Source organism: Actinacidiphila bryophytorum, assembly GCF_016916835.1.
Classification (GTDB): Bacteria; Actinomycetota; Actinomycetes; order Streptomycetales; family Streptomycetaceae; genus Actinacidiphila; species Actinacidiphila bryophytorum.
This window is the reverse complement of sequence record NZ_JAFFIX010000021.1, coordinates 41,492-65,114: the sequence shown is the minus strand read 5'-3', so window position 1 is coordinate 65,114 and position 23,623 is coordinate 41,492. Positions and strand designations below refer to the sequence as shown.

22 protein-coding genes are annotated in these 23,623 nt (G+C 74.3%); 13 read left to right on the top strand and 9 right to left on the bottom strand.

Going from position 1 to position 23,623, the window contains the following annotated elements; all coding sequences use genetic code 11:
• Positions 1–6: 6 nt before the first annotated feature.
• Together JT723_RS25940 and JT723_RS25935 are read left to right on the top strand one after the other, a co-directional pair.
• Complete coding sequence (locus JT723_RS25940) at positions 7–2,238, top strand: serine/threonine-protein kinase (protein WP_205047206.1); 2,232 nt, start codon at positions 7–9, stop codon at positions 2,236–2,238.
• Between the two features lie 67 nt (positions 2,239–2,305).
• A complete protein-coding gene (locus JT723_RS25935) occupies positions 2,306–3,004 on the top strand; it encodes an alpha/beta fold hydrolase (protein WP_205047205.1) in 699 nt (232 codons plus the stop codon).
• A 190-nt stretch (positions 3,005–3,194) separates the two neighbouring features.
• Here JT723_RS25935 and JT723_RS25930 read toward each other — a convergent pair whose 3' ends face one another.
• On the bottom strand, positions 3,195–4,355 hold the full coding sequence (locus JT723_RS25930) for an ROK family transcriptional regulator (protein WP_205047204.1): 1,161 nt from the start codon (positions 4,353–4,355) through the stop codon (positions 3,195–3,197).
• A gap of 122 nt (positions 4,356–4,477) precedes the next feature.
• On the opposite strand from JT723_RS25930, the gene JT723_RS25925 reads away from it, so the two are divergent.
• Genes JT723_RS25925 through JT723_RS25905 form a run of 5 tightly spaced genes read left to right on the top strand, consistent with a single transcriptional unit; the run spans position 4,478 to position 10,448 of the window.
• On the top strand, positions 4,478–5,803 hold the full coding sequence (locus JT723_RS25925) for a glycoside hydrolase family 36 protein (protein WP_205047203.1): 1,326 nt from the start codon (positions 4,478–4,480) through the stop codon (positions 5,801–5,803).
• Complete coding sequence (locus JT723_RS35935) at positions 5,800–6,675, top strand: carbohydrate ABC transporter permease (protein ID WP_205047202.1); 876 nt, start codon at positions 5,800–5,802, stop codon at positions 6,673–6,675. The genes JT723_RS25925 and JT723_RS35935 overlap by 4 nt, the downstream gene beginning before the upstream one ends.
• A gap of 9 nt (positions 6,676–6,684) precedes the next feature.
• Positions 6,685–7,491 carry a carbohydrate ABC transporter permease gene (locus JT723_RS25915; RefSeq protein ID WP_205047201.1) on the top strand — a complete coding sequence of 269 codons (807 nt, stop codon included), beginning with the start codon at positions 6,685–6,687 and terminating at the stop codon, positions 7,489–7,491.
• Between the two features lie 8 nt (positions 7,492–7,499).
• A complete protein-coding gene (locus JT723_RS25910; RefSeq protein WP_205047200.1) occupies positions 7,500–8,828 on the top strand; it encodes an ABC transporter substrate-binding protein in 1,329 nt (442 codons plus the stop codon).
• Positions 8,829–8,834: 6 nt separating this feature from the next.
• Positions 8,835–10,448: a beta-N-acetylhexosaminidase gene (locus JT723_RS25905; protein ID WP_251512651.1), complete on the top strand. Its 1,614-nt coding sequence runs from the start codon at positions 8,835–8,837 to the stop codon at positions 10,446–10,448.
• Here the strand turns inward: JT723_RS25905 and JT723_RS25900 are convergent.
• From JT723_RS25900 to JT723_RS25885, 4 genes are all read right to left on the bottom strand, one after another.
• The gene (locus JT723_RS25900) at positions 10,445–11,398 is read right to left on the bottom strand and encodes a phosphotriesterase family protein (RefSeq protein WP_240166206.1); all 954 of its coding nucleotides are present in this window, start codon (positions 11,396–11,398) and stop codon (positions 10,445–10,447) included. The genes JT723_RS25905 and JT723_RS25900 overlap by 4 nt on opposite strands.
• Positions 11,392–11,979 (bottom strand): DUF4865 family protein, encoded by a 588-nt coding sequence (locus JT723_RS25895; protein WP_205047199.1) that lies wholly within the window; start codon positions 11,977–11,979, stop codon positions 11,392–11,394. Before JT723_RS25895 ends, JT723_RS25900 begins: the two co-directional genes overlap by 7 nt.
• Before the next feature lie 58 nt (positions 11,980–12,037).
• The gene (locus JT723_RS25890; RefSeq protein WP_205047198.1) at positions 12,038–12,625 is read right to left on the bottom strand and encodes a TetR family transcriptional regulator; all 588 of its coding nucleotides are present in this window, start codon (positions 12,623–12,625) and stop codon (positions 12,038–12,040) included.
• A gap of 84 nt (positions 12,626–12,709) precedes the next feature.
• Entirely contained in the window at positions 12,710–13,270 is a 561-nt protein-coding gene (locus tag JT723_RS25885) for a hypothetical protein (RefSeq protein ID WP_205047197.1), read from the bottom strand.
• A gap of 144 nt (positions 13,271–13,414) precedes the next feature.
• On the opposite strand from JT723_RS25885, the gene JT723_RS25880 reads away from it, so the two are divergent.
• Positions 13,415–14,083, top strand: coding sequence for a response regulator transcription factor (locus JT723_RS25880; protein WP_205047281.1), 669 nt, complete (start codon positions 13,415–13,417; stop codon positions 14,081–14,083).
• Between the two features lies 1 nt (position 14,084).
• Positions 14,085–15,359: a sensor histidine kinase gene (locus JT723_RS25875; RefSeq protein WP_205047196.1), complete on the top strand. Its 1,275-nt coding sequence runs from the start codon at positions 14,085–14,087 to the stop codon at positions 15,357–15,359.
• A 55-nt stretch (positions 15,360–15,414) separates the two neighbouring features.
• Here JT723_RS25875 and JT723_RS25870 read toward each other — a convergent pair whose 3' ends face one another.
• A complete protein-coding gene (locus JT723_RS25870) occupies positions 15,415–16,023 on the bottom strand; it encodes an isochorismatase family protein (protein ID WP_205047195.1) in 609 nt (202 codons plus the stop codon).
• 194 nt (positions 16,024–16,217) lie between these two features.
• On the opposite strand from JT723_RS25870, the gene JT723_RS25865 reads away from it, so the two are divergent.
• The gene (locus tag JT723_RS25865) at positions 16,218–16,457 is read left to right on the top strand and encodes a DUF397 domain-containing protein (protein ID WP_205047194.1); all 240 of its coding nucleotides are present in this window, start codon (positions 16,218–16,220) and stop codon (positions 16,455–16,457) included.
• A gap of 55 nt (positions 16,458–16,512) precedes the next feature.
• Here JT723_RS25865 and JT723_RS25860 read toward each other — a convergent pair whose 3' ends face one another.
• Together JT723_RS25860 and JT723_RS25855 are read right to left on the bottom strand one after the other, a co-directional pair.
• Positions 16,513–17,235 (bottom strand): maleylpyruvate isomerase family mycothiol-dependent enzyme, encoded by a 723-nt coding sequence (locus JT723_RS25860; RefSeq protein ID WP_251512653.1) that lies wholly within the window; start codon positions 17,233–17,235, stop codon positions 16,513–16,515.
• Positions 17,232–17,900, bottom strand: a complete 669-nt coding sequence (locus JT723_RS25855) for a pyridoxine/pyridoxamine 5'-phosphate oxidase (protein WP_205047192.1) — start codon at positions 17,898–17,900, stop codon at positions 17,232–17,234. Before JT723_RS25855 ends, JT723_RS25860 begins: the two co-directional genes overlap by 4 nt.
• A 32-nt stretch (positions 17,901–17,932) precedes the next feature.
• Between JT723_RS25855 and JT723_RS25850 the strand changes: the two genes are divergently transcribed.
• From JT723_RS25850 to JT723_RS25840, 3 genes are all read left to right on the top strand, one after another.
• On the top strand, positions 17,933–18,565 hold the full coding sequence (locus JT723_RS25850) for a CGNR zinc finger domain-containing protein (protein ID WP_205047191.1): 633 nt from the start codon (positions 17,933–17,935) through the stop codon (positions 18,563–18,565).
• Positions 18,566–18,935: 370 nt separating this feature from the next.
• On the top strand, positions 18,936–21,641 hold the full coding sequence (locus JT723_RS25845) for an ATP-binding protein (protein WP_205047190.1): 2,706 nt from the start codon (positions 18,936–18,938) through the stop codon (positions 21,639–21,641).
• 103 nt (positions 21,642–21,744) lie between these two features.
• On the top strand, positions 21,745–22,245 hold the full coding sequence (locus JT723_RS25840; RefSeq protein WP_205047189.1) for a hypothetical protein: 501 nt from the start codon (positions 21,745–21,747) through the stop codon (positions 22,243–22,245).
• Positions 22,246–22,329: 84 nt separating this feature from the next.
• Here JT723_RS25840 and JT723_RS25835 read toward each other — a convergent pair whose 3' ends face one another.
• Positions 22,330–23,412, bottom strand: coding sequence for an aminoglycoside phosphotransferase family protein (locus JT723_RS25835; RefSeq protein WP_205047188.1), 1,083 nt, complete (start codon positions 23,410–23,412; stop codon positions 22,330–22,332).
• Positions 23,413–23,623: the final 211 nt, after the last annotated feature.

The window sequence follows — 23,623 nt, the reverse complement described above, 5'->3', positions numbered from 1 at the left end:
CACGCGATGGCGGCGGGACATCACGGGGAAGGGCACGGACCGGGCGGCGCGGAAGCGGAGGAGCACAGCACCCTCATCCAGGGGCGCTACCGGCTGCACGAGCTGATCGGGCGCGGGGGGATGGGCGAGGTCTGGCGCGCCCTGGACGAGTCGCTGGGCCGCAAGGTCGCCGTGAAGTGTCTCAAGCCCGCAGGGCAGGCCAGGGACGCCGGATTCACCCGCATCCTGCAGGAACGCTTCCGCCGCGAGGCCCGGGTCGCGGCCGCGCTCCAGCACCGCGGCATCACCGTCGTCCACGACTTCGGCGAGCACGACGGGGTGCTCTACCTGGTCATGGAGCTGCTCGACGGCCGCAACCTGCTCCAGGTGCTGGACGACGCCCGCCGGCACCCGCTGCCGGTGCCCGACATCCTCGACATCGCCGAGCAGGTCGCCGCCGCCCTCGCGTACACCCACGCCCAGGGCATCGTCCACCGTGACCTGAAACCGGCCAACATCATCAGGCTCAGCGACGGCGCCGTGAAGATCTGCGACTTCGGCATCGCCCGGCTGGGCCACGACATCGGCTTCACCTCCCGGCTGACCGGCACCGGGGTGGCGATGGGCACCCCGCACTACATGTCGCCCGAGCAGATCGGCGCGTCCGGCGAGGTCGACCACCGCAGCGACCTGTACTCGCTGGGCTGCGTGCTCTACGAACTCGCCACCGGGGCACCGCCGTTCGACCTCGGAGACACCTGGGCGATCCTGGTCGGCCACCGCGACAACGTGCCGGAGCCGCCGCGTGCGACCCGCCCCGAGCTGCCCGAGGACCTGGAGCGGCTCATCCTCGACCTGCTGGCCAAGGCCCCGGACGACCGCCCGCAGAACGCCGCGGACGTCGGCGGCCGGCTCAAGGCGATGCTCGCCGGCGCGGCGAGCGCGCACCCCGGCGCAGGCGGCAAGGGAGCGGCCACCGGGGAACTGCCCGGCTGGGCGCGGCAGCTGAGCACCGGCACCCCCGCGGCCTCCACCCGCCCCCGGCACACCGCGAACGCCCCGCGCCACGAGTTGACCGGCGCCTGGTCCACCCGCACCCTGCAGGCGCAGCCGCGCCCCGGGGTGCTCACGGAGCTGGCCGACCGGCACGCGGAAGGCATCGACCTGGCCCGCGTCGGCAACTGGCGTCAGGCCTACGACCTGCACACCGCGGTCGCCGCGGCCCGCGACCAGGCGCAGGGCACCGAGCACCCCGACACCCTGGCCAGCCGCTACGAGGCCGCCTACTGCCTGACCGGGCTGGGCCGCACCGAGGAGGCGCTGCGGCTGTACTCCTACGTCGGCGAGACCCGCGCCCGGGTGCTCGGCCCCGACCACCCCGACACGCTGGCCGCCCGCCACGAGGCCGCCTATGCGCTGGGCCTGCTCGGCCGGCACCTGGAGGCGCACCAGGAGTACGCCGAGGTGCTCGCCGCCCGGCTGCGGGCCGCGGGCCCCGACGACCCGGACACCCTCCAGTCCAAGCACAACCTGGCCTTCAATCTGGGCCGGCTGGGCCGCGTCCCGCAGGCGCACACCATGGCCGTGGAGGTCGCGGAGGCCCGCACCCGGGTGCTCGGCGCGGACCACCCGCAGACCCTGGTCACCCGCTTCGAGGTCGGCCACCTTCTCGGCACCGCCCGCCGCTGGGCGGAGGCGCTGGAGGTCTACCGCGAGGTGGCCGCGGCCAGGACGCGCATCCTCGGCCCCGACCACCCCGACACGCTCGCGGTGGACTACGAGATCGGCATCTGCCTGGGGCGACTGGGCCGCAGCGCCGAGGCCCTGACCCTCTACGAGGTCCTGGTCGAGGCGCGGACCAGGACCGCGGGCTCCACCGACGCCGAGACGCTGCGCGCCCGGCACGCCCTGGGCGTCAACCTCGGGCGGCTCGGCCACTGGGAGCGCGCACTGGCCGAGGCCCGCGACGTGGCCGCGGTGCGCGAGCGGGTCCTCGGCCCCGTGCACCCCGACACGCTGGTCAGCAAGCGGGAGATCGCCGTCGGCCTCGGCTGGCTGGGCCGCTGGTCGGGTGCCCTGACCGTCTACCACGAGGTGGCCGACGCGCGCGAACAGGTCCTCGGACCCTCCCATCCCGACACCCTCACCAGCCGCAACGACGAGGCCCAGTGCCTGGAGCAGCTCGGCCGCGGCGCCGAGGCGCAGATCCTCTACGACCGGGTCGCCGCCCAGCAGCAGAACGGCCCGCAGCGGCTGTGACACCGCCCGGTTCTGCCGAGCGCTACAACCGCGCCCGCGCAGCCGGGCCCGCACTAGTGTCGCCGTCATGAACGACGTGGGCGAACACCAGGTCAACGGGGTGCGGCTGGTCTACGGGACGGCGGGTCCCGCCGACGGCCCGCCGCTGCTGCTCCTGCACGCGCTCGGCGAGGACCGCAGCTCGTGGTCGCAGGTCGCCGCGGCGCTCGCCGCGGACGGCCGTCGCACGATCGCGCCCGACCTGCGCGGCCACGGCGGCAGCGACCGCCCGGGCGACTACGCCTTCGAGGCGATGCGGGACGACGTCCTCGGCCTGCTGGACGCCCTGGACATCCGGCGGGTCACGGTGGTCGCGCACTCGCTGGGCACGGTCGTGGCGTCACTGGTCGCGATGGACCGCCCGGCCCTGGTGGACCGGCTGGTGCTGGAGGAGGGTCCGCTGCCCTTCCCCGCGGACCCGCCCCGCCCGGTCCCGGCGGGGCCGGGACCCGAGCCCGTCGGCTACGACTGGCGGGTCGTCGCCGCGGTGGCCAGGCAGCGCAACGCCCCGGCCGCCCGGCACTGGGAGGGCCTCGCGGAGATCACCGCGCCGACCCTGGTCATCGCGGGCGGACCGGAGAGCCACCTCCGCCAGGACCAGCTGGCGCAGGTGGCGGCGCGTATCCCGGACGCGCGCCTCACCACGATCGCAGCGGGCCACATGGTCCACGACACGCGCCTGCCGGAGTACCTGGCCGTGGTGCGCGCCTTCCTCGGCGCCCCCTAGGCCGTGGTTTGGAAGTAGCGCCGTCCGCCCACAGGGCGGGTCCCGCGGCGTCCGGTGCGTGCGATCGCAAGGCGGAGGGTCGTCCTCGTAGTGGGCCTACTCGGACGACTCCGACAACGCAGCGAGCGTGCGTGCCAGGCGTCGCGGGGCAGGCGGGACTTCCACAACACGGCCTAGCCGCGCCACCGCCTCACCGCGGTGGGGCGATCGAGCCCGGGCCCGTACCGAAGAACTCCTGGTCGAGGTGTGCCACCGCGCGGCCCACCGCGCCCAGCGCCACGCACTCCTCGCCGAGGGCGGAGCCGCGCAGTTCCGGCATCCGCAGGCAGACCTCCTCCAGCCGGGTGCGCAGCAGCGGCAGCAGGACGTCGGCGGCGCGGGAGAAGCCGCCGCCGAGGACGACCAGCTCGGGGTCGAGGGTCATCACCATCGCCGAGGTGCCCAGCGCCAGGTCGTCGGCGTAGCGCTCGACGGCGGCGACCGCGACCGGGTGGCCCTCCCTGGCCGCGTCGAAGGTGTGCCGGGCCGCGTCGCCCTTGGGGACGTCGGCCGGCACCACGGGGCAGTCGTGCAGGTAGTCGGCGGCGGTCGCCCAGTGGGTGACCGGCAGCAGCCCGACCTCGCCCGCGGCGCCGCCGAAACCGCGGTGGACGGCGCCGCCGATGATCAGCGCGGCGCCGGTGCGGCGGCCCGCGTGCAGGAAGACCGCGTCGTTGACGCCCTGCGCGGCGCCGCGCTCCCGTTCGGCGAGCGCGGCCAGCCGGGCGTCGTTCTCCACGTGGACGGTGCAGGAGAACAGCTCCCCGAGCCGGGCGGTGAGATCGACGCCCGCCCAGTCCCTGATCCCCGCGGAGATCTGCACCCGGCCCTCCCGGTCGACCACCCCCGTGGTGCCGGCCGACACGCTCCACAGGTCGTCCTGGCCGAGCCCGGCCGCGGCCAGGCAGCCGGCGACGGCACGGAAGGTGGCGGCCAGCCGGTCGTCGACCGGGGTGTCGCGGGAGACGGTCTGGCGGGTCTCGGCCAGGACGTTGCCGTCGAGGTCGGCGACGGCCGCCCGGACGGTGTGCACCCCGATGTCGACCCCGGCGACGTGCCCGCCGTCCGCACGGAAGCGGTAGCGGCGCGCGGGCCGGCCGAGGCCGCCCGCCGACGGCGGCACCTCCACCACCCAGCCGAGCGCCACCAGCTGGTCCACGACGTCCTTCGTGGAGGGCCTGGACAGCCCGGTCTGTTCGGCGACCGCGGTCAGTGTCAGCGGCTCAGCGCCGCGCAACGCCCTGATCACCGCGAGGGAGTTGAGGTGGCGCAACCGGGACAGGTCGCCGCCGAGCGAGGCGAGTGTCGACATCTTTACAGAGGGCTCCTTCGTAAAATCCTGCAGGTTTCATTGCCAGGTGCGCCAGCTTGGGGCTACTAATAGTCCACTCATTCATAAGTAGCGTCCAGTGCGGCGGCAAAGGGGAGGCGTCCATGCGGTTCGACGAGGTGGGTGAGATCAGCTGCGACCCGCGGCATGCCCGGGTCTTCGAGCAGGGCTGGCAGTCCTGGACGCCGACCGGTACCTACCGGGTCGGCGCCCCCGCGCCGCGGCCGGCCACCGCGCTGAACCGGATCCTGTGCTACCGGCCCGACACCCCCGTGCCCGAGGGGACCTACCAGGGCGAGGGCATGCTGGCCGTCGACCCCGGCGACGGCGGCCCCGTCCAGCTGTGGTCCGGCACCGGCCCCGGCGGTACACCCTCGGTGCGGGTCAGGGCCGAGGGCCGCCGGCTGGTGGTCACGGCCAACGGCCCGGTGACCGCGGCGACCTGCGAGGGCGGCATCCCGGCAGCCGTCACCGGCTGGGCGGACGCGGTCGCCGCCGAGCGGGCACCCCGGCCGATACGGGCGGCGCCCCCGCTGTGGTGCAGCTGGTACGGCTACTGGGACAAGGTCACCGAGGCCGACATCGCCCGCGAGATCGGCCTGATCGAGCGGTACGCGCTCGACGTCGGCACGATCCTGCTGGACGACGGCTACGAGGCCGGCATCGGCGACTGGCTGGCGGACCGGCCCGGCTACGGCTCGACCGCCGCCACCGCCGACCGGATCACCGCAGCGGGCAAGCGGGCCGGCATATGGGTCGCACCCTTCCTGGTCGGCACCGCGAGCACACTGCACCGCGAGCACCCCGACTGGCTGGTCGGCGGCGCCGACGCGGGCCGGATGTGGAATCAGGACCTGCGGGTGCTGGATGTCACCCACCCGGCCGCCGCCGAGCATCTGGCGCACGTCTTCCGCGAGTTGCGCCGGCAGGGCTTCACGCACTTCAAGCTGGACTACAGCTACGCGGGCGCGCTGGCCGGCCGCAGGCACGCCGACATCCACCCCGAGGACGCCTACCGGCTGGGCCTGCGGATCATCCGGGAGGCGGTGGGGGAGGACGCCGTACTGCACGGCTGCGGTGCGCCGCTGATCCCGAGCATCGGCCATGTGGACATCATGCGAGTCGGCCCCGACGTCGCGCCCTACGTACAGCCGAAGTCGGGCGACATCAGCCAGCCGGGTCAGCTCAGCGCCCGACTGGCCAGCCAGGTACGGGAGTTCCTGCACGCGCGCTGGTGGGTCAACGACCCGGACTGCATCATCGTGCGGCCCGGGGTCGAGGAGCGCGAGCACTGGGCAGCGTTCGTGGCGACCACCGGCGGCCTGCGCGGCGCGAGCGACCCGCTGGACAGCCTCGACGACTGGGGCATGGCCGCCACCAGGGAACTGCTGCAGCCGGCCGGCACCGTACCCGCGGAGCCGGTCCGGTGAAGAGCAGGCGCGGCCTGACCGCGTACGCCTTCCTGCTGCCCAGCCTCCTCGGCGTCTTCGCCTTCCTGCTGCTGCCGGTCGCCATCGTGGCGGGCGTCAGCCTCTTCCACTGGGAGCTGCTGGACTCCCCGCACTTCACCGGACTCGCCAACTACCGCCGCCTGGTCCACGACGGCGACGTACGGCACTCGCTGTGGGTGACCGTGCTGTACGTGCTGCTGACCATCCCGGTGCAGACCGTGCTCGCCGTGGTCCTGGCGCTGCTGCTCAACCAGCGGATGCGCGGGGTGAAGTTCTTCCGGGCGCTGTACGTGGTGCCGTGGATGGCCACCCCGATCGCCATGGGCCTGGTGTGGAGCTGGATCTTCGACCCCGCCAACGGCGCACTGAACCGCTTCCTCGCGGTCTTCGGCGTCGACGGGCCGGCCTGGCTCAACGACACCTCCTTCGCGCTGCCCGCCGTCGCAGCGGTGCAGATATGGCAGTACACCGGCTACAACATGCTCTTCTTCCTGGCCGGACTGCAGGGCATCCCCGCTGAGCTGTACGACGCGGCGGCCACCGACGGAGCCTCGCCGCTGCGGCAGTTCGTGCACATCACGCTGCCGCTGCTCAACCCCACGATGTTCTTCGTGCTGGTGACCAACGTCATCGGCTCCTTCCAGGTCTTCGACACGCTCTACGTCATGACCGGCGGCGGCCCCGCGGGCAGCACCGAGGTGCTGAACTTCCGGATCTTCCAGACCGCCTTCCAGCAGTTCGACTTCGGCTACGCCTCCGCGATGGCGATGCTGCTGTTCGCGCTGATCCTCCTCATCACGCTGCTCCAGGTCCGCTACTTCAACCGCCGCACCACCTACGACATCAGCTGAGGAGGCTCGATGAAGAAGCCCGTGATCTACGCGGCGCTGACGGTCGGCGCCTTTCTCACCCTCTTCCCCTACCTGCTGGTGGTGCTCACCTCCTTCAAGGACCGGGGCGAGCTGTTCTCCACCAGGCCGTGGCTGCCTGCCGTGCCGCCCTCGACGGACAGCTTCCACCGGCTGGCCGACTCGGGGTTCCTCACCTACGTCGGCCACACCGCCCTGATGACCGCGGTGCTCACGGTGGGGCAGCTGGTCTTCACCACCTTCGCCGCCTACGCCTTCGCCCGGATGGAGTTCCGCGGGCGCGACCTGCTCTTCTGGTGCTACCTGGCGACGATGATGGTGCCCAACGTCGTCACCATGATCCCGCTGTTCCTGATCATGCGTCAGCTGCACATGGTCAACACCTGGTTCGGGCTGCTGGCCCCGTACATCCTCGGCACGCCGTACGGGATCTTCCTGATGCGGCAGTTCTTCCGCACCATCCCCACCGACCTGGAGGACGCGGCGCGCATCGACGGCGCGGGTCCGCTGACGATCCTGTGGCGGGTGCTGCTGCCGCTGTCCCGGCCGGCGCTGGGCACCCTGGCGATCATCACCACGGTGCAGAGCTGGAACAACTTCCTGTGGCCGCTGATCATCTCCAGCAGCGACGACAACAAGGTGGCCACCGTCGCCATCGCCACGCTCCGGCAGAGCATCGGCGGCGACTACAACCTCATGATGGCCGGCAGCCTCGTGACGCTGCTCCCCATGGTCGTCATCTTCCTCTCCTTCCAGAGATTCATCGTCCGTTCCGTGGTGCTCACGGGGCTCAAGTGAGGTGTCTCATGCGCGATTCCGTCAGAAGAAGAGCCGGCCGCAAGCTGCTGGCCGCCGCTGCCACCGCCACCCTGCTGGCGGCCGCCACCGCCTGCGGCGGCGGCTCGTCCGGCGCCGGCGGCAGGACCCACCTGGTCTACCGGACCTGGGACGAGCAGCAGAAGGTCGGCCTGGAGAAGGTCATGAAGGCCTTCGAGGCGGCGAACCCCACCATCGACGTCTCCGTCGAGCTGCTCCCCTACGACCAGTACTGGACCAAGCTCACCGCCGACGTCGTCGCCGGCACCGCCCCCGACGTGTTCTGGATGCAGACCACCGAATTCCCCGACTACGTCACCAAGGGCGTCCTCGCCGACCTCACCGGCGACATCAAGGACACCTCGGTCTACAACAAGACCGTCGTGGACGCCTACACCTACCAGGGCAAGCTGTACGGGGTGCCCAAGGACATGGGAGACGTGGCGCTGCTCTACAACAAGGACCTGCTCGCCAAGGCCGGGGTCACCATGCCCGACCAGCTGACCTGGGCGCCGGACGGCTCCGGCACCTTCCTGCCGCTGCTGCGGAAACTGACCGTCGACGACCGCGGACGCCACCCCGACGACCCGGGCTTCGACGCCAAGAAGGTCAAGACCTGGGGCTTCGCCTCCTGGAACCACTACCAGACCCAGTGGATGAACTGGATGGTCTCCAACGGCGGGCAGCTCATCGACAAGCCCTTCGGCAAGTTCGCCTTCAACAGCCCGCAGGACGTGGCGGCCCTGCAGTGGGGCGTGGACCTGTCGCGGAAGTACCACGTCTCACCGCCCGCCACCGAGACCAACCCGCCCACCGGCCAGGCGACCGAGATGTTCGAACGCGGCCAGGTCGCGATCTTCCCGGCCAACAACGCGCTGCTGCCGTACGTCAAACCCGCCGTCAAGTTCCCGATCGGCGTCGCCCCGATGCCGGCGGGACCGGCAGGGCGCGCGGTCAACGTCAACGGCCTGTCCGAACAGGTCTACGCCAAGTCCCGGCACCTGGCGCAGGCCAAGACGCTGGCCCGCTACCTGGCGAGCCCCGCGGCCCAGAAGATCATGGGCGACGCCGGCTACGTCTTCCCGGCGATCGACAGCCTCAGCCAGGGCTACGTCGACTACTGGAAGGCCCAGGGCATCGACGTCGCGCCCTACGTCGAGGAACGCAAGGGCAAGACCTTCAACCTGCCCATCGTGCCCGGCTTCTCCAGCGCCGAGACCGACCTGAACCAGACCCTCAACCAGGTCTACCTCGGCGCGCTCAGCCCGCAGAAGGGCGCCGACCAGGCCGTCAAGGACGCCAACGCCAAGCAGAAGTGAGGCCCCGTGCAGTTCATCCCGGTCATCCCGGAACCCGCCCGCAGCACCCCGCGGCCCGGCACGTACGTCCTCACCCGGGACACCCCGCTCACCGCGGACCCCGGCCTCGCCGCCGTCGCCGCCGTCCTGCGCGAGCAACTGGCCCCGCCGACCGGCTGCGCCTTCCCCGAAGGGCCGGGCGGCATCGCCCTCGGCCTGGACGGGGCGCTGGCAGCGGAGGAGTACCGGCTGTCCGTGACCCCCGGCGGGGTGCGGATCACGGCAGGGGACGCGGCGGGCGCCTTCTACGGGGTGCAGACCCTGCGCCAGCTGCTGCCGCCGTCCGTCTTCCGGCGGGCGGCGGTGCACCGGCAGCCCGGCTGGGAGATCCCCTGCGCCGAGATCGAGGACCGCCCGCGGTTCGGCTGGCGCGGCTGCCTGCTGGACGTGGCACGGCATTTCGTGCCCAAGGCCGACGTGCTGCGGCTCATCGACCTGCTGGCGCTGCACAAACTCAACGTGCTGCACCTGCACCTGACCGACGACCAGGGCTGGCGGCTGCAGATACGCCGCTACCCGCGGCTGACCGAGGTGGGCGCCTGGCGCCGGGAGAGCACACCCGGCTGGAACCCGCAGGGCGACGGGCGCCCGCACGGCGGCTACTACACCCAGGACGACATCCGCGAGATCGTCGCCTTCGCCGCCGCCCGGCACGTCACCGTCGTCCCCGAGGTCGACATCCCCGGGCACACCCGGGCCGCCATCGCCGCCTACCCCGAACTCGGCCACGGCGGCGACCCGCTGGAGGTCGGCACCCGCTGGGGCGTCGGCACCGACATCCTCAACGTCGAGGAGGCGACGCTGGAGTTCTTCCACCACGTCTTCGACGAGGTGATGGACCTCTTCCCCGGCCCGTACGTCAGTGTCGGCGGCGACGAGTGCCCCAAGCAGCAGTGGCGGGAAAGCCCCGTCGCCCAGGCGCGCATCGCCGCGTCGGGCCTCGGCGACGAGGACGGCCTGCAGAGCTGGTTCGTCGGGCGGTTCTCCGCGCAGATCACCGCCCGCGGGCGGCGGCTGCTCGGCTGGGACGAGATCCTGGAGGGCGGGCTGCCGCCCGGGGCGACCGTGGTGTCCTGGCGCGACCACCACGGGGCGGTCAAGGCGGCCGGCGCGGGACACGACGTCGTGACCAGCCCGGCGCGCTCGGTCTACCTCGACTACCGGCAGTCGGACGACCCGCGCGAACCCGTCCCGGTGGGCACCGTGCTTCCGCTGTCCGAGGTGCACGCCTTCGAACCGGTGCCCGAGGAGCTGGCCGGGACCCCCGCACAGGACCGGGTGATCGGTGCGCAGTGCGCCCTGTGGACCGAGGCGATGGACTCCGCGCGGGTCATCGACTACCAGGCCTTCCCCCGGCTCAGCGCCTTCGCCGAGACGGTCTGGTGCACCGGGCCGCGCGACTTCGCCGCCTTCACCGCCCGTCTGCCCGCCCACCTGGCCAGGCTCGACGCGATCGGCGTGGAGTACCGCCCGGCCGCGGGCCCGCACCCCTGGCAGACCCGCCCGGGCGTCAAGGGCCGCCCGGTCACCCTCCCCGCCTACCTCGCGGGGGTGGCCGCCCACACCCGCAACATCCGCTAGGCCGGGCGCTCGGGCCAGGGCGCGGCCAGCGCCCTGGCCGGGTTGGTACGGAAGACGGCGTCGGCCGCCTCCTGCCCGAGCTCGCGTTCCAGCCGGGGGCGCAGGGTGCGCAGCAGGTAGGCGGCGCCGGGACCCGCGCCGGGCGAGGTGGTGTCCGCGCCGAGCAGCAACTGGTCGGTGTGGCCCGCCGCCGCGAGGGCGACGAGGCTGTCGACCAGCCACGCGTCCGTGGCGTGGTGCGCCCGGCTCGGGCCGTCGAAGCCGAGGTAGGCGCCGGTGGCGGCCAGCTCCCGGTGCAACCCCGCGTCGGGGAAGCGGTTGAGGTGGCCCAGCAGCACACTGCGGGCCGGCACCCCCAACTCGCCGTGCAGCAGCCCGATGACGTCGGCCGCGGCCGTACCCATCTCGTGGTGGACGCCGATCGGCGCCCCGGTGGCGTGGTGCGCCCCAGCCGCGGCCGCCATGACCCGGCGGGCGTGGCCGTCCAGGCCGTGGAAGAGGCCCGCGACCTTGACCATCCCCGCCACGGCGGTGCTCCGCGCCCCGCCGGGGTCGTCGCCCGCGACCATGCCCTCGGTCAGCTCTGCGGTGAAGAAGGCGGCCAGAGCGTCGGTGCCGCCGAGCCGCCGTAGGACCTCGGGGTCGTAGTGCACGGCCTGGTGGAGGCCGGTTGCGGCGATCACGTGCACCCCCGTGGCACGTGAGACCGCGACGGCCTCCTGCGGCCTGCGCCCCATCCCGAACGGCGTCCACTGCGCCACCGCCCCGCCGCCGAGCGCCCGGAAGGCCGCGATGCGGTCGGTGGCCTCCGCCGGGTCGTCGAGCTGCGGCCCGGGCAGCGCCGGGCTGGTCAGGAAGAGGTGGTCGTGGGCGTCGCACACCCCGAGCGCGGACGGCTCGACGTCGCCGAGCACCGTACGCACGGACCGCACTGCCGCGCGCGTCACCAGTGCCGTCCCGTCCTGATGTCGCCGAGCCCCGGCTCCGACAGGTGCAGCACCTCGAAGCGCTCCTCGCCCGCCGCCTCGGGCGCCGCGTCCTGCCACAGCGTGAAGCGCAGCAGCTCCCAGTGCCGCGGGTCGACCAGCAGCGCGGCGCTGTGCAGGCCGGGGCGGCCCGCGCCGTCCGCGAGGTCGCCCAGCGCGCGGGAGATCACCACGGCCGGGTCCTCGCCCGGCGCGACCGGCTCGGAGCGGCGGGCGGCGGCCCGCGGGGCGGCGCCGAAGGACGGGCCGCGGAAGAAGCCGAGACCCGTCCAGTGCTGCACGGCGGGGCGCCCGAAGTCGGCCACGAGGCCGCGGAATCCGGGTCCCCACAGGAAGCTGTTCATGCCCGCGGCGGAATTCCACAGGTAGAAGGGCGCGTACTCGTTGACGGGCGAGCCGTCCACGCCCCGCTCCCGGGTCAGGTACGCCTTCAGGCCGAGGCCGGGGAAGTCGTCCAGCAGATGGCCCTTGGCGGCCACCCGGCGGCGGATGATCTCCATGTCGTAGTCGGCGGGCAGGGTGATCCGGTAGTTCATCGCGTGCACGGGTGCGTGCTCCCCACGGGAAGGTGACGGGTGTACGGCCTGGGCTGCGGGACGGGACTCACCGCCCGGGTGCGGCCTGCGCGGCGAGCAGCGCCACCGCGCCGCGCACCGCCCGGTCGAAGGGCTCCTGCGACCCGGCGGCGCGGGCCAGCACGTAACCGCCCTGGACGACGGCGACGATCGCGGCTGCGGTGTCGTCCGGGTCGAGGCCCTCGCGCAGCTCGCCGGACGCGACGCCCTCGGCGACGATCGCCGCGAGCCGGCCGGTCAGCCAGTCGAAGGTCTCCCGCACCGGCGCCCGCAACTGCTCGCTGGCGATGACGTCGGGGTCCATCGCCATCCGCCCGACCCGGCAGCCGCGCAGCGCGTCACGCTCCCGCAGCAGGTAGGCGGCGGCCTTCTCCTGCGCGGTCCGCCCGGTGGCCAGCTGCGCCTCCGCCTGGGCGCGCAACTGCTCGGCGCTGCGCCGCATCGCAGCCTCCGCGAGGTCGGACTTGCCGCGGAAGTGGTGGTACATGCTGCCCTGCCCGGCGCCCGCGCGCTCCTGGATGGCCCGGGGGCTGGTGCCCACGTAGCCGCGCTCCCAGAGCAGTTCCGCTGCGCTGTCGATGAGGCGTTCCGACGTCTCCACGGCAGCAGTGTACATACTGGTAGGTACAGAAACCACCGGGTGGAGCGGCCCGCTCCCCGTGCCGTGCACCAGCGGGCCGCTCCTCGGGGTCGTTCCAGGTCAGCCGAGCACGGCCGAGGTGGACGGCGCGCCCGACGTGGTCAGGCCCGCCTCGCCGGCCGCCCCGCCGGGGGCGCCCTTGGAGACGGTGCCGCCCTCACCGCGCTGGACGATCACGACGCCCGTGCCGTGCTTGCCGCCCTTGCCGCCCTTGGGGGGCAGCGGAGGCAGCGGGCAGTCCTTGCCCGTGCCGACGCTGCCCTTGGGCGCGGGCTTGCCGTTGATGTAGACCTTGCCGTTCACGACCTTCACGGTGGTGATCTTGCCCGCCCTGCCCTTGCCGGGCTGACCGGCCTTGCCCGGCTTCCCGTTCAGCGGCGGCAGCGGCGGCAGTTCGACCGGGCCGCCGCCCTTGCCGCCGGGGCCGCCGATCCGGATCACGCACACGAACTCCGGCCCACCGCCATTGTGCCCGGGCGCCGCCTTCGCGGGCTTGGCATGGGCCGCGCCGGCGGACGCCGACTGCGGGGTCGCCGCCCCGCTGACCGGCGCGGTCGCCACACCGGTCAGGCCGAGCCCGGCCGTGAGTGCGATCCCCGCGAGGATCCTCTTCTTCTCCATGGTCTGGTCACTCCTGAGGGAGATTCGCCGGGATCGGTCGATCCCCGGCACCGAGCAGACTCGCCGCGGGCGGCTGAAGCGGACCTGAGGACCCGGCAGATGATCTTCATGTTCGCCTTAGGTGCGGCCCTGCACGCTGACCGGGTGCGGATACTCGTGGTGGAAGACGAACGCCGGCTGGCCGAACTGCTCAGCGACGGCCTGACCAGGGAGGGCTTCGCGGTCGACCTCGCCCACGACGGGCGCGAGGGGCTGTGGATGGCCACCGAGCAGCCCTACGACGTGGTCGTCCTCGACGTGATGCTGCCCGAGCTGAACGGCTACGAGGTCTGCGCCCGGCTGCGGGAGGCCGGCGTGTGGACGCCGATCCTGATGCTCACCGCGATGGACGGCGAGTACGACGAGGCCGAGGCCCTGGACACCGGCGCCGACGACTACCTGACCAAGCCCTTCTCCTACGTCGTGCTCCTGGCCCGGCTGCGGGCGCTGGTCAGGCGCGGGCTGCGGGAGCGGCCCACGGTGCTGACGGTGGGCGACCTGCGGGTGGACCCCGCGGGCCTGCGGTGCAGCAGGGGCGACGTGCTGATCGCGCTCACCCCCAAGGAGTTCGCGATCCTGCACTGCCTGGCCCGGCGCGCCGGCGAGGTGGTGCCCAAGTCGGAACTGCTCGCCAGGGCCTGGGACTTCGCCTACGACGGCGACTCCAACGTGGTCGAGGTCTACATCAGCGCCCTGCGCCGCAAGATCGACAAGCCCTTCGGCCGTACGACGCTGAGCACGGTGCGCGGCGCCGGATACCGGCTGGAGGCCTGAGATGGGGGTACGCCTGCGGACCACACTGGCCGCGACCGCCGTCGTGGCCGCCGCCCTGGCACTGGCGGCGGTCGCGCTCTTCAGCGCGCTGCACGCCAGCCTGACCGACTCGGCCAACGCCCTGGCCGCACAGGACGCCGACCGCAAGGCGGCCGTCGTCCAGATGGAGCAGCAGGGACCCGGCGAGAGGGGCACGGTCAGCGGACTCCCGGCATCCCCGGGGGCGCCGCAGGACGCCGCGGGGGGTTTGCCGGTGCCGCCGCCGGGCGGTCCGGCGGAAGGCGGCGCTCTGGTGGTCATCAGCCGCCAGGTCACCACCGGCTCCGGCACCGTCACCGTCAAGGGCACCGCCTCGCTCGCCCCGGCCCGGGCCGCGATGCGCACCCTGACCGCCGTGCTGGTGCCCGGCATCCCCGCGCTGCTCGCCCTGGTCGCCGCGCTGACCTGGCTGGCCGTCGGCCGGGCGCTGCGGCCGGTGTCCGCGATCCGGGCGAAGGTCGCCGACATCACCGCCCGCGACCTGCACGAAAGGGTGCCGGAACCGGCCTCGCGGGACGAGATCGGTGCCCTGGCGCGTACCGTCAACGCCACCCTGGACCGGCTGCAGACCGCCGTCGGCGCGCACCGGCAGTTCGTCGCGGACGCCGCGCACGAGCTGCGCAGCCCCATGGCGGTGCTGCGGACCCGCCTGGAACTCGCCCGCCCCGCGGAGCGGCGGCTCGCGGCTGACGCGCTCGACGACGTACAGCGCCTGCAGAGCCTCACCGCCGACCTGCTGCTGCTCGCCAGGCTCGACGCGCGCGAGCCGATCCGCACCCGGGAGACGGACCTGGCGCAGATCGTCGCGGAGGAGGCGGCCCGCGCCCGCCCGCGCACCGACGTCCAGGTGGCCCTGCGGCTCACCCCCGACCTGCTGGTCGACGGCTCGCCCGACCACCTGCGGCGCCTGGTGGCCAACCTGGTCGACAACGCGGTGCGGCACGCGGCGGGCTCGGTGACCGTCGCGCTCACCGAGGAGGCCGGCTCAGGGCAGGCCCGCCTGGACGTCGCCGACGACGGGCCCGGCATACCGCCCGAGCACCAGGCCACCGTCTTCGACCGCTTCACCCGGCTCGACCACGCCAGGACCCGCGACACCGGCGGCTCGGGCCTGGGCCTCTCCATCGCCCGCGACATCGCGCTCGCCCACCACGCCACCCTCCGGGTCGTGCCGGGCGCCGGCCCCGGTGCCAGGCTGCGCGCGGTCTTCCCGCTGCGCGCACCGGCCCGCTGCTGACCGTGCGGTGTGCGGCGCCCCCGTGGCCGCGGCCCGCCCGCACACCGCGCAGGCGTCACCCCGAGGCGAACTCCACCTCGGCGGCCGTCACCACGGTCCCGAACCGCGGGAAGTCGAGGGAGACCGCGGCCCGGTGCTCGGCGGCCGTCAGACCGGACATGGCGTCCTCGGCGAAGACCAGCCGGTAGCCGAGGTCGGCGGCGGCCCGGGCGGTGGACTCCACGCCCAGGTTGGTGGCGACACCGGCCATCACCAGGGTGTCGACGCCCAGTTCCCGCAGCCGCTCGTGCAGGCCGGTGTCCTGGAAGGCGCCGACCGTGTGCTTGACGACCACGAGGTCGCCGTCCTGGACGACGCCCTCGGCCAGGTCGCTGCCGGCGGGCTGCTCGGCCGCCCCCGGGCGCTGTGCGCGCACGGCCACCACCGGGGCGCCCGCCTTGCGGAAGACGGCCGCCAGGTCCAGTGCGGCGGCGAGCACCGCGGGGCCTGGCAGCGGTGCGAGCGGTAAGGCGAGTATCCGGTCCATGAGGTCGATCGTGACCAGTGCGGTGCGCGCCGGGTCGAGGCCGGGGAGAAGCGGGGACTCGCGGGCGGCTCTGCCGTCCGCCGCGGGGCGCGGACCGGCGACAGGCCCGGCCCCCTGTTCGTGATCATGTGCGGTCATGAGCGGACCCTACCCGCAGCATCCGGCCGCCCGCCGGGTGTTCACAAGGGTGCAGGCCCGCTCGCGGACCGCCGCGGACCCGGCCGCCTGCCGGTCGCGTAAGGTCGCGCGGCGGGCGGCTTCCGTCATCTTGTGTCGGCGTGCGCCACGGCCGATAGGCTGGACGGGAAGGACGATGCGGGAGGAGAGCGGACGTGGCGGAAAGCACCACAGGACAGCCGTTGGCCAACGGGAAGAAGCCGCAACTCGATCTGACGGATGCGGAGTGGCTGTCCAGCAGCCAGGGCAGCGGCGACGTGCAGATCGCCTTCGTCGAGGGCTACATCGCGATGCGGGACGGTCGGCACCCCGACGGCCCTTCGCTGATCTTCACCCCCGCCGAGTGGCGTGCGTTCGTTCTCGGCGCGCGCGACGGTGAGTTCGACCTCACCTGACGGTACGTCAGCCGGGCGTACGGCAGTCCCGCACGCCCGGCAGCCGCACGGCAGATCACGGCCAACTGCCCAGCTCCGGCAGCGGATCGCCGGTCAGCGGCTGCTGCGGCGACCGCCCCGCCAGCCATGCCGCCAGGTCGGTGAGCCGCCCGCCGACCGCGACCGGCTCGCCGCGGCCCAGCGTCCAGGACCGGTCCGCGTCCACCGCCGTCAGCCGCAACTCGGTCCCGTGCGGCACCCGCACCGTGAGGAAGTCGACCAGGTGGACGCACAGTTGCGGCGGCCAGCGGTCGGGCCCGCTGCCGAGCAGGGCGTCCGCGGTGTGGATCTCCAGCTCCCGCCACCAGGCCAGCCCCGCGGTGAGCACCGTGCCGTCGCGGTAGGACACCGGCCGCTGCCAGTCGCCGGCGCCGACCGCGCCCCACGACGCCTCCGCCTCGTCCAGTGCGTCCCCGACCGCCGCGGCCAACTCGGCCGCGCCGCGCCCGTGTCCGGCCTCGATCGCCGCGTCACGGGCGGGCCGGCCGCCGTCGTAGACCTCGACGGTCCTGCCGCGCAGCGCGTACCGCGCCTGCCGGGCGAGTGCCTGCGCGACGCCCTCGACATGGCTCAGCACATGCCCGCGGGTCCAGCCCGGCAGGGCGCTCGGCGCGCGGGCCGCGTCGTCGGTGAGCCCGTCGAGCAGCCCGCGCAGCCGGAGCGCACCTGCGCCCAGCGCGGCCTGCAGGCCGGGTCCTGCAACCTCGCCCGGCTCCTGGGAAGACGCCTTGTCCGTCACGGCCACAGCAGTCCCCGCTTCCATCCGTCGTCGGTGCGTGTGTAGTCGAGCCTGGTGTGCCGGCGGTCGCGGTCGCCCTGCCAGAACTCCACGCTGTCGGGACGCAGGGTGTACAGGGTCCAGCCGGGGGCGACCAGCCCCGGCTCGCCCTCGATGCGTGCGGCGGAATCCCGTACGGCCGCATCCCTTGCGGCGAGGTCCGCGAGCGGTGTGCTCTGCCGGCCGAGCAGCGCCTCGGCGCGGGCGGCGGGGGAGCGGGCCAGGAAGTCCGCCGCGCTCGCCTCGGCGCCGCCCGCGGTGACCCGGCCGCGGATCCGGACCTGCCGGGCCAGTGGCGACCAGTAGAAGGTGAGCGCGGCGGCCGGGCGCCCGGCCAGCTCCCGCCCCTTGCGGCTGCCGGCGTCGGCGGCGAAGTGCCAGCCGTCGGGCGAGAGGTCCTTGAGGATCAGCACCCGGGCCGACGGGTCGCCGTCGGTTCCCGTGGTGGACAGCGTCATCGCGTGCGGTTCGCGCACCCCGGCGCGTACGGCGTCGAGCAGCCAGTCGGTGAACAGCTCGCGCGGGTCGGCCGGTGCCGCGCCGGTGTCGAAGTCCGGCAGTTCGCCGGAGAACACATCGAGGCCGCGCAGCAGTTCGCGGATGTCGGACACACTGCCCCCTCCCATGTAATGGTTGCTGGCGATGTTAGCATTAGCCCATGCCTGCTGATCATCTCGCGCTGGATCTCGCCGTCACGATCCGGCACGACGGCCACGGCGGAGTCGCCGACGACCTCGCGGAGCCCGCAGGGCTGACCCGCTGGGTCCGCGCGCACGCCGCGGAGCTGCAGGCCGACCTCGCGGCCGGGCCGCACACCGCCGCCGGCTTCACCGCGGACGCCGCCGCGCTCACCGCGGCCGTCGAGGTGCGCACCGCGGTCCGCGCGCTCTTCGCCCGTGCCGTGCTGCCCGGGCCGCCCAGCTCCGCCGACGCGGGCCGGCTGCCGTCCGCCGCGCAGGCCCTGGACCGGCTCAACGCCGCGGCCGCCCTGGTCCCGGTCACCCCGCAGCTCGACTGGCCGCAGGACGGGTTCCCCGCCGAGCGCCGCACCGTCGCGGGCGCACCCGCGGCCGCCGACCTGCTGGCCGCCGCACTCGCCCGGCACGCCATCGGCTTCCTCGCAGGCCCAGAACGGGAGTTGCTGCGCGCCTGCCCGGCACCGCGCTGCGTGCGCTACTTCGTCAAGGAGCACGCCCGCCAGGAGTGGTGCAAGCCCTCCTGCGGCAACCGCGCCCGGGTGGCCCGGCATCACGCCAAGCACCGCGCCGCCGCGGGCGGCGACCCGCGCTGACGCCTGGGCGGCGCCCGGGATACCGCGCCCACCGGCCCGGTGGCGGCCCGCCCGCCGCGGTACGGGCGATACGCGCGGTAACGGGGGCGCATCCGGGGCGCACGGGGGAACAGGCATGGCGCGTGACCCACGGGCGCTGGCCGGTCGGCGACCGCCGTGGCAGGCTCCCCACAGGCCGGCCGTGCAGATGCCTCCCGCAGGCCGCCGCCCCAGCGCCGTGCCGGCCGAGTCCCCTGCCAGTGGCCGACCGGCACGGCCGTTCATGCTTACACACCGCAGCGGACGGCGTACGCTGTGAGGCCATCGGACGGATGTCCGTACGGAACGGCGTGCGCCGGGCGTGCGCCGTCCGGCCGCCAGGGGGTGCACCATGCCGCAGCGCCAGACGCGCAACCGGCGCGCGCTGCTCGAACGCGAGGCCGAACTGCTCGCCGTCGACGACGCGCTGGGCGACGTCAGCGGCCGGCTCCCCGACGGCACCGGCATCCCGGGCGCCCGCCGCCGCGGCGGCCTGCTCGCCTTCGCCGGCTCCGCGGGGCTCGGCAAGACCACGCTGCTCGCCGAGGTGCGCAGGCGCGCCGCCGACCACGGCTGCACCGTGCTGTCGGCACGCGGCGGCGACCAGGAGCAGCAGGTCGCCTTCCACGTGGCACGCCAGCTGCTGCAGCCCCAGCTGGCCGGCGCGGCCGAGGCGGAGATCCGGGCCACACTGGGCAGTTGGTACGGCATCGTCGGCCCCGCGCTCGGCCTGTGCGCCGCCGAGGGCACCGCCCCCGACCCGCAGGGCATCCGCGACGGCCTCGACTGGGTGCTCACCCACCTCGCGGTGCAGCGCGCACCCGCCGTCCTGGTCCTGGACGACGCCCACTGGGCCGACCCGCAGTCCCTCAACTGGCTGGCCGCCTTCGCGCCGCGGGCCGACGACCTCGCCCTGCTCATCGTCGTCGCCTACCGGCCCGACGAACTCCCCGCGGGCGCCGAGGCCTTCCGCGGCCTGCCCGGCAGGGCGGGACACCGCCCGCTGGGCCTGGAACCGCTCACCGCGGACGCCGTCGGGCGCCTGGTGCGCGACGAGGTCGGCGAACACGCGGACGACGCCTTCTGCCGCGAGTGCTGGGCGGTCACCGCGGGAAACCCCTTCGAGGCCGTCGAACTGACCGCCAAGCTCCGCGACCGCGGCGTCACCCCCGACGGGTCGAGCACCCACCTGCTGCGCGACCTGGCCGCCGCCACCAAGGGCCGCGGCCTGGTCAGCCGGCTCGAACGGCTCGGCCCTTCCACCGTCAGGCTCGCCTGGTCCGCCGCGGTGCTGGGCACCCAGGTGCCGCCCGACCTGGCCGCCGATGTCGCCGGGCTCGGCAGGGAGGAGGCCGCCGACTGCGCCGAACGCCTGCGCCAGGCCCGCATCCTCACCAGCAGCCGCACCCTGGAGTTCGCCCACCCGCTGATAGCCACCGCCGTCTACCACGCCATACCCGACGCCATGCGGGTCGCCCTGCACGGCCAGGCCGCCCAGTCCGTCGTGGACGCCGGCCTCGGCGCGTCCGCCGCCGCACGCCACCTGCTGGAGACCCACCCCGAGGGCGACCCCTGGGTGGTCGGCCGGCTGCGCGCCGCCGCCCGGGAGACGCTGCGGGCCGGCGCCCCCGAGACCGCCCGCAGCTACCTCGGCCGCGCCCTGCGCGAACCCCCGCAGGACGAGGACCGCGCCGCGGTGCTCTACGAACTCGGCTGCGCCTCCCAGCTGCTGGAGCCGTCGGTCACCGTCAACCACCTGCGGGCCGCGCTGGAGGAGCCGATCAGCGACCCCGCGCTGCGCGACGGCATCGTCTTCAAGCTGTCGCAGTCACTGGCCCACAGCGACCGGCTCAGCGAGGCAGCCGAGGTCGTCGCACAGGCCGCCCGCACCGCCACCAGCGCCAGGACCCGGCTGCGCATGCAGTCCGAGCAGTTCATGTGGGACGCCTTCCGCGCCGACGAGGCCGACTCACCGGGCCGCTCCCGGCGGCTGACCCGGCTCGCCGACCGGCTCACCGGGCGCGACCTCACCGAGCGGTACATCATCGGGCTGCGCGCCTGGGACGCCACCCTGCGCGGTGAGCACACCTCGACCGTGCTGCGGCACGCCGGCCGCGCCCTGGAGGGCGGGCTGCCGTGGGCCGACGAGGACCGCGGCTTCGAGGTGCCGGTGCTCGTCGCGATGACCTACGCGTACGCCGACCGGCCCGAGCGCGCCGAGGAGCTGTTCGCCGCAGGGATCGCCGACTTCGAACGCCACGGCTGGCGCGGCGCCCACCTGTCCTTCGGGCTGCTGCTGCTCGGCTACGTCCGCTACCGGCAGGGCCGGCTCGCCGACGCCGAGGACCTGGCACGCGACGGGCTGCGGCTGGCCGAGCGGGTCGGCCGTGGCACCCCCGTGCAGTGGTACGCCGTGGCCGTACTGACCGACGTCCTGCTGGCCCGCGGCCGCGTCGCCGAGGCGACCGCACTGGCAGCCGAGTACGCCTTCCGCGAGCCCTTCCCCGCCGCCGTGACCTTCCCCGACGCCCAGGCAGTTCACGGCGAACTGCTGCTGGCCCGCGGCCTGCACCAGCAGGCAGCCGACGAGCTGGCCGCGGTCGGCCGCCGGCTCGACGCCCGCGGCATGCGCAACCCCGCCTGGTGCCCCTGGCAGCTGCACCTCGCGCTCGCCGAGTCCCGCGACGCACCCCGGCAGGCCAGGGACACCGTGCTCGACGCGGTCGCCAGGGCGCGGCAGTACGGCGCCAGGTCCGCGATCGGGCACGCCCTGCTGGTCGCCGCCGAGGTCTGCGGCGGCCCCGAAAGGCTGACGCTGCTCACCGAGGCCGTCGACCTGCTGGCGGCCTCGCCCGCAGAGCACCTGCTGGCGCAGGCGCTGGTCGCCCGCGGCGCCGCCCTGCGCGAGGACGGCCGCATCGAGCAGGCCGCGGAGCTTCTCGACCGGGGCCTGGAGACCGCCCTGCGGTGCGCCGCCGACGGCACCGCGGCGCAGGCCCGTACGGAGATCGCCCGGTGCGGGGTCCGGCCCGCGGCCCCCGGCGCCGCCGCCACCTGACGGCTCCCGCGGCCTTCCTGCGGCTTTCCCGCGACGTTTCCGCGGCCGACCACCTGGTGGTCGGCGGGTCCCCGCCGCGCAGACCAGCCTTTACCATGGCCGCATGTCCTTCCTCCGCCGCCGCAGCGCAGCCACGCCCACCGGGCCGGACTTCGACGTACTCGCGATGGACCCGGGGGACTGGCCGGGCGACCTCGGAGCCGGGCTGCTGCCGGGTCCCGACGGGCGGTGCGAGGGGATCTACCTGCGCTACGACCTCTTCGGCGGCCGCGGTCCCGCGATGCTCATCGGCAACCTGCCGGAGGGCTCGCCCGCCCGCGAGCTGAGCGAGGGGCAGGTGCCCTTCGAGGTCGCGCAGCTGCTGGCCGCGCTCGGCAACGACGAGCCCGCCGAGGTCACCGAGGTCGAGGACACCCCGGTGTGGCAGGGCGACGGCCTGCTGATCGTGCGGCGGATCAAGATCTCCGAGTCGCGGGTCGCCTGCGCGCAGTTCGACCGCAGCGACGGTGTGCAGGTGACCATCGCCACCTGGGACCGGCCGATCACCGACGACCTCTACCAGCTGCTCAAGCCGCTGCCCGCGGCCATGTTCCAGGCCGGCTGACGCCGGCGGCACGGAGGGCGCACCGCATCGCACTGCGGCGCCGGGTCCCGGCCGGCTGAGCCCCCGCACTCAGCCCGCCGCCGCTCAGCGGGTGCCCACCGCGGCGCGCACCGCCCTGCGGGCCAGCCCGCAGTCGTCGTGCAGCCTGCGCAGCAGCAGCCGCTGCTCCTCGCCGGTCTCCGCGGCGCCCGGTGCCGCAGGCGCGGTCGACCGCATGGTGCGCTGGACGGCCGTCTCATAGGTCCGGATCTCCCGGGTCAGCACCAGCATCAGGTTGACCAGGAAGGCGTCCCGTGCGGCGGGCCCCGGGGCCTGGGCCTGCTGGCTGATCTGCCGGCGGGCCGCCTCGTCGTCGCCGAGCACCGACCACAGCACCGCCATGTCGTAGCCCGGCAGATACCAGCCCGCGTGCTCCCAGTCGACCAGCGAGGGGCCGGCGGGCGAGAGCAGCACATTGGACAGTAGGGCGTCGCCGTGGCAGAACTGGCCCTGCGCATGCGCCAGTCCGTGCAGCAGCTTCTGCAGGTCGCCCATGTCGCGGTCGGTGAGCAGGCCCAGCTCGTGGTAGCGGCTGATCCTGGCCGGGTAGTCGATCGGCGCGTCGAAGGAGCCCGGCGGCGGGCGCCACATGTTGATCCGCGCAAAGGCCGACAGGGCGGCCCGCACGTCGCCCCGCGTCGGCGGGTGCGAGGGGTGCCGCTGCGGCGAGACGACCCGTCCGGGCATCCGCTCCATCACCAGCACGCAGCTCTCCGGGTCGGCGGCGATCAGCCGCGGCACCCGCACCGGCGGACGGTGCCGGACGAAGGTCCGGTAGGCCGCTATCTCGTGGCGGAAACGATCCGCCCACGCGGGCGAGTGGTCCAGCAGGCACTTCGCGACGGCCGGCGAACGCCCCGAGGTGCCGATAAGCAGCGCCGTCCTGCCGCCGCGGCGCAGCAGCTGCACGGGGGTGAACTCGGGACAGATCCGCTGCACCGCCGCGACCGCGGTGCGAAGCTGGGTCCCCTGCGGGCCGGTCAAGTCGAGTCTCCCGCTGAGCGGATGGGCGCCGCCGAGCGTCCCGCGCCGCAGGCCTGCTGCCGGGCGGGGTCTGACGGGGGGCTCCGCGACTGCGGGGTACGCGGGGCGGGGCGGGGCGGACACGGAGGACGATGCCGAATACATGGGGAAAGCAGATCCCTTCGTGTGCCTGCGGGTCAGGGGCGCCGGCCCCGCCCCGGCGTCGCACCCTGGGGAATGCGGCGCCGGGGCGGGGTGGCGCGTTCCTACCTGACACCCGGCAGGCCCTGGCAGACCATCTGGCGGACCCTGGCGAACCCTGGCGAATAGTCGCGGGGCGATTGTCGGGGGGAATAGTGTCAACAGCGCCGAGGAA